At 65.3% G+C, this 5,301-nt stretch carries 5 protein-coding genes; 3 read left to right on the top strand and 2 right to left on the bottom strand.

Features of this window, described 5'->3' with window-relative positions:
- Positions 1-381 precede the first annotated feature (381 nt).
- From OU682_RS23380 to OU682_RS23370, 3 genes are read left to right on the top strand one after another with little or no spacing between them, the layout of a single operon-like run.
- Positions 382-1,368, top strand: coding sequence for an efflux RND transporter periplasmic adaptor subunit (locus tag OU682_RS23380; protein WP_268944585.1), 987 nt, complete (start codon positions 382-384; stop codon positions 1,366-1,368).
- Positions 1,365-2,603 carry an ABC transporter permease gene (locus OU682_RS23375; RefSeq protein ID WP_268944584.1) on the top strand — a complete coding sequence of 413 codons (1,239 nt, stop codon included), beginning with the start codon at positions 1,365-1,367 and terminating at the stop codon, positions 2,601-2,603. Before OU682_RS23380 ends, OU682_RS23375 begins: the two co-directional genes overlap by 4 nt.
- Positions 2,600-3,280 carry an ABC transporter ATP-binding protein gene (locus tag OU682_RS23370; RefSeq protein ID WP_268944583.1) on the top strand — a complete coding sequence of 227 codons (681 nt, stop codon included), beginning with the start codon at positions 2,600-2,602 and terminating at the stop codon, positions 3,278-3,280. Before OU682_RS23375 ends, OU682_RS23370 begins: the two co-directional genes overlap by 4 nt.
- Before the next feature lie 33 nt (positions 3,281-3,313).
- Here the strand turns inward: OU682_RS23370 and OU682_RS23365 are convergent, their stop codons facing one another.
- Entirely contained in the window at positions 3,314-3,670 is a 357-nt protein-coding gene (locus OU682_RS23365) for a phasin family protein (protein ID WP_268944582.1), read from the bottom strand.
- 130 nt (positions 3,671-3,800) lie between these two features.
- The gene (locus OU682_RS23360; protein WP_268944581.1) at positions 3,801-4,925 is read right to left on the bottom strand and encodes an NAD(P)-dependent alcohol dehydrogenase; all 1,125 of its coding nucleotides are present in this window, start codon (positions 4,923-4,925) and stop codon (positions 3,801-3,803) included.
- Positions 4,926-5,301: the final 376 nt, after the last annotated feature.

Below are 5,301 nucleotides of genomic sequence, written 5' to 3'. Positions count from 1 at the left end.
CCCGATCTGATCGCCATCCGCGACCTCGAGGCGGTGGCGGAGGAGGCGGGCGCGGACAGTCCCGAGGCGCTTTCCGGCCTGCCGCAGCTTCTGGCCGGCGCCGCGGGATCACAGACCCGCAGGCGCTGAGGGCGGCGGCGGGCGAGGAGGTCTGGGCAACCACGTGGCATTCGTCGGCTGGATCAGGGGCCGGCTTGACCCCTGTCAAGGCGGGCAGGGGACGGCCGCCCCATCTTGGGCGCAAGACAGCGGAGCAGTCGAATGTCACAGGCCCTGCAACCTGCACCTGCATCCCTGCGGCCGCCGGACGCCCTTCATGGCCCTGCAGCCGCAACCAGCCTTCTGTTTCGCGCCCTTGGTGGCCGTCGCAAGGTTCTTGCGGTGGCGGTTCTTTTCGGCTTGGCGGCTGCAGGAGCGGTTGCGGCGGTCATGCTGCGCCCACCGGTTGTCGCCGTGGCAGCGGTCGAGCGCGGGCAAGCCGCCGAAATCGTCTATGCCACCGGTGTGGTCGAGCCGCGCAGTTGGGCCAAGGTCGCGCCATCCGTGCGGGAACGGATCGTCTGGATGTGCGACTGCGAGGGCTGGCAGGTCAAGCCCCTGGACGAGCTGGCGCGTCTTGACGATCGTCAGGCGCGGGCGACCTTGGAGGAGCTCCGCGCCCAGCAGGATTTCACGACGCGCATTCTTGCAAGGCTTCGCGTCCTGGCTGAGCGCAACATCGCCAGCCGCCAGGATCTTGAGCGCAGCGAAAGCGAGGCGGCGCGGATCGCGGCACAGATCGCCGCGCAGGAGGTCCGCCTCGAGGCCTATGTCCTGCGAGCGCCGATTGCCGGTGTGGTCCTGCGCCAGGACGGCGAGGTCGGCGAAATCGCCGATCCTGCCACCCCTCTGTATCATGTCGGCCAGCCTCGGCCCCTGCACATCCGGGCCGAGGTCAACGAGGAGGACGTTCCCCGTCTTGCCACCGGCCAGCAAGTCCTGATCCGGTCCGACGCCTTCCCGGGCCGCAAGCTGGAGGCCGTGGTCGAAAGCATCACCCCGATGGGCGATCCGGTTGCAAGAACCTATCGCGTGCATGTTGCGCTTCCCGACGAAACGCCGCTGATGATCGGGATGACGGTCGAGGTGAACGTGATCACCCGGCTGCGCGCGGATACGCTGCTTGTGCCCGCCCAGGCCGTGGGGCCGGATGCGACCGTCTGGCTTCTGGAGGGGGATCATGCGCGGCGGGCAGCGGTGAAAACCGGCATCTGCGGCAGCAGCAAGGCCGAGATCCTCGAAGGACTGGCCCAAGGCCAGACCGTCATCGTGCCGGCACCCGTCGATCTTGAGGATGGCGCCCGCGTCAGAGTGAGGGATCCGCGATGAAGCTGCTTCTGATGCTGGCCTTTGCCCATATCCGGGGCCGCCTGCGGCAGATGACGGTGGCTGGACTGGGGGTGGCGCTTGGCGTCGGCTTTTCGATCGCCATGGCCGCGCTGATGCAGGGCTCGCAACAGGACTTTGTCCGCCAGCTTGTTGATGCGATGCCGCATGTTGAGGTGCTGGACGAATTGCGCCGCCCCGCGCCGCAGCCTGCCGAACAGGTCTTTGCCGCAGCGGAATTCTTTGGACTGCGTCCCGTCGATGACCAGCGCGGCATCCGCAACCCCGCCGCGGTAGAGGCGGCGCTGAGGACCTGGGTTCCGGGGCAGATCGCACCCGCCCTGCGGATCCAGGCCGTGGCGCGGTTTTCCGGGCGAGAGGCAGGGGTCGTTCTTTATGGCGTCCTGCCCCGTCAGGAAGCGCAGGTTTCTTCGATCGCGCGCGATTTCGTGGTGGGCAGCTTCTCGGAGCTTGCGGCAGGGGGCAACAACGTGATCATGGGCCGCGCCCTTGCGGACAAGCTGGGCGCGGCACTTGGCAGTTCCGTCAGCCTGGTCACGGGCAGCGGGCAGGCACGCGATTTCAGGATCGTCGGCCTTTTCCATACCGGCGCGCGGTCGCGCGACGAGGGCGAGGTCTATGTCGCGCTGAAGGGGGCCCAAACCCTGTCGGGAAGGCCCAATGCCATCAACACGATCCGCATCCGTCTTGACGATCCGGCCCGTTCGCAAGAGGTCGCAGCCCGGGCCGAGATCCAGATCGGGCAGAAGGCCGTTTCCTGGGAGGAGGCCAATCAGGCGGTCCTCGAGGCGCTGACCATCCGCAACGTCATCATGTACACGGTGGTGGCGGCCATCATGCTTGTGGCGGGCTTCGGCATCTTCAACATCGTCTCGACCATTACGCACGAAAAGGCGCGCGACATCGCCATCCTGAAATCGCTCGGCTTTCCCGAGGCCGACATGCGCCGCCTGTTCCTTCTGGAAGGGCTGGTGATCGGCGCCGTGGGTTCGCTGCTGGGATGGATCACCGGCTATGGGCTGTGCCTGGTTCTGGTCAGCATCCCGATCAAACTGGAGGAACTTGGCGGGGCAACGCGGTTGCCCCTGGCCTGGAGCCTGCTTCACTATGTTCTTGCGACAGGCTTTGCACTGATGGCAGCCGGCATCGCGGGCTATCTTCCCGCTCGCCGGGCCGCCCGCCTGAACCCGGTCGACATTATCCGGGGCGCGACATGACCGGCCTGATAGAAACGGAACACCTGACGCGCACGCTGCCCTCGGTTGTTCCGGTGACGCTGGTGCGCGACGTGACGCTGCGGGTCGCGCCGGGCGAGTTCGTGGCATTGACGGGGCCTTCAGGCTCGGGAAAGTCATCGCTTCTTTATCTGCTCGGGTTGCTCGACCAGCCGACCTCGGGGACGGTCCGCATCGACGGGCGCGACACCCGGCACATGTCCGAGGCCGAGCGATCGGGCTTCCGGCTGCAGGGGATCGGCTTTGTCTTCCAGTTCCATTTTCTTCTGCCGGAATTCACGATCCGCGAGAATGTCGAAATCCCGATGCTGCGGCTTGGCCGGCTGCCCCCGTCAGCAATACGGCGGCGGGCCGAGGACTTGCTGGCGCAACTGGGATTGGCCGGGCATCTGGCCAAGCGGCCGGACCAGATCTCGGGGGGGCAGCGTCAGCGCGTGGCGGTGGCCCGGGCCTTGGCCAATGACCCGCCCCTGATCCTGGCCGATGAACCGACCGGCAGCCTTGACCGCAAAAGCTCGGGCCAAGTCTTCACGATCCTGCAGTCGCTGTCGCGCGCCGAAGGCAAGACCGTGATCGCCGTTACCCACGACCTGTCGCTTGCCGCTTTGACGGACCGGCAGCTGGAACTGGTGGACGGCGCGCTGACCACCCCCGGCTGACGCTTCTTCCTGACTTCAAGAGCGGGCTTCAGGTCAGGTTTGCGCGATCTCCCGTGCGTCCTTGTCCGAAACCGCATGGTTCGCCTTCTGGAGGATCGCATTCACCCGGCCTGCCTCCTCCTGGTATTCGTTGATCGCCTTCTGCACGAAGGCCCCCTGGATCCTCTGGATCTGCGCGGCATCGCGACACTGCAAAAGCTGGTGCATCATGAGGACGTCCTGGCGTACCCGCCGCATCACGAAATTGGTCCATTCCTCGACCAGGTTCAGGTAGGCGTCGGACATTGCCGTGCTGAATACGCCAAGCGGACGGATGAAGGACAATTCCACTTCACTCATCCGGTCGAGAACACGGTCCGCCTCGGGGGTCTCGGTTGGTGCCTTGGGCATGGTTGTTCTCCTTTCCGTGCCAAGGAAGCCGGGGCAGGGCTCTCTGTCATTGATCGCTGTCAATGCAAGTCCTGCCGTCTCACCGACTGGCTGACCTTCACGGAGGAGGCGCTTGTTGCCGCGGATCCAGTCAGGGCGTGATGGCGACCTTGAGAACCCCGTCGCGCTGGTGTGCAAAGAGGTCATAGGCTGCCTCGATGTCATCCAGCTTGAACCTGTGGGTGACAAGGGGACCAAGATCGACGCGCCCCGAGGCGACCACGTTCATCAGCCGGGTCATCCGCTCCTTGCCCCCGGGACAGAGAGTCGTGACGATCCTGTGGTCCCCGAGCCCGGCCGCGAAGGCATCAAGCGGAATCCTGAGGTCTTCGGAATAGACGCCCAAGGACGACAACGTGCCGCCTGGCCGCAGGACCCGCAGGGCGCCTTCGAAAGTGGCCTGCCGGCCAAGCGCCTCGATGGCGACATCCACGCCGCGGCCCTGTGTCAGGCGCATGATCTCGGCCACCGGATCGCCCCTGCTGAAATCGACGATCTCGTCCGCGCCGAGGCGTCGCGCCATCTGCTGCCTTTCCGGCAGCGCCTCGACCGCAATGATGCGTGTCGCACCCATCAGCCGCGCACCAGCGGTGGCGCAAAGCCCGATGGGCCCTTGGGCAAAGACGGCCACGGTATCCCCGATCCGGACCGCGCCGCTCTCGGCGCCGGAAAAGCCGGTCGACATGATGTCAGGACACATCAGGACCTGCTCGTCCGAGAGAGTGTCGGGGACCGGCGCAAGGTTTGCCATGGCATCGGGCACCAGGAGATATTCGGCCTGCGCCCCATCGATCGTGTTCCCGAAGCGCCATCCGCCCATGGCCTTGAACCCGTGCCGCGTGCCCGCGCCATCCTGCGAATGGCAGCCGCACAGGCAGGCCATCGAGTGACCGGACGGCGTGATTGCACCCGCAATGACCCGCTGGCCTTCGTGATAACCCGTGACCGAAGAGCCCAGCTTTTCTATGATGCCAACCGGCTCATGCCCGATCGTGAGACCCCGTGCCACGGGATACTCGCCCTTGAGGATATGAACATCGGTGCCGCAGATCGTCGTCGTCGTGATGCGGATCAGCGCGTCCAGGGGGCCGACATCCGGCACGGGCTTGTCCTCAAGAACAATACGGCCCTTTTCGACGAACACCGCAGCGCGCATCTTCGCCCCCCGCAAGCGGCGCCTGTCAGGAGTCGTCTGCGTCTCGACAATCTGCTCCATGCCATTCTCCCCGTATGCTTCGGACGCAGGTTAACCTCGACGCCTGCATCGGCATTGACCTGCATCAACGCGCGGCAAGATGAGATGCCGTTCTTACGTCATGGAGTGAAGATTTGTGGTTTTTCTCACCAAGGTTCAAAACACGACCGGAACCGGCAAAGGTGGGCATTCCATTAGGGAGGCGGTCACGGCCCCGGTAATCCTCCCCATTTTAGCAGAGCGCAGCCACAGAATTCACGCGGCCGTTTTCAGCTTCCTGGCCGGTTGAGCCCGCCGATGCCCATGTTCGGGCGTTCGTTGGCCTTGCCCTGGTGAAGGTCATTTTGGCGATTATTCTTGCGGGGTTGCTTCTGGTTCCTGGGCCGCAGCTGGCGCG

Origin of the sequence: Paracoccus benzoatiresistens (assembly GCF_026913015.1) — a bacterium.
Taxonomy (GTDB): Bacteria; Pseudomonadota; Alphaproteobacteria; order Rhodobacterales; family Rhodobacteraceae; genus Paracoccus; species Paracoccus benzoatiresistens.
Note: the sequence above shows the minus strand (reverse complement) of the source record. Positions and strands in the feature narration are given on the sequence as shown.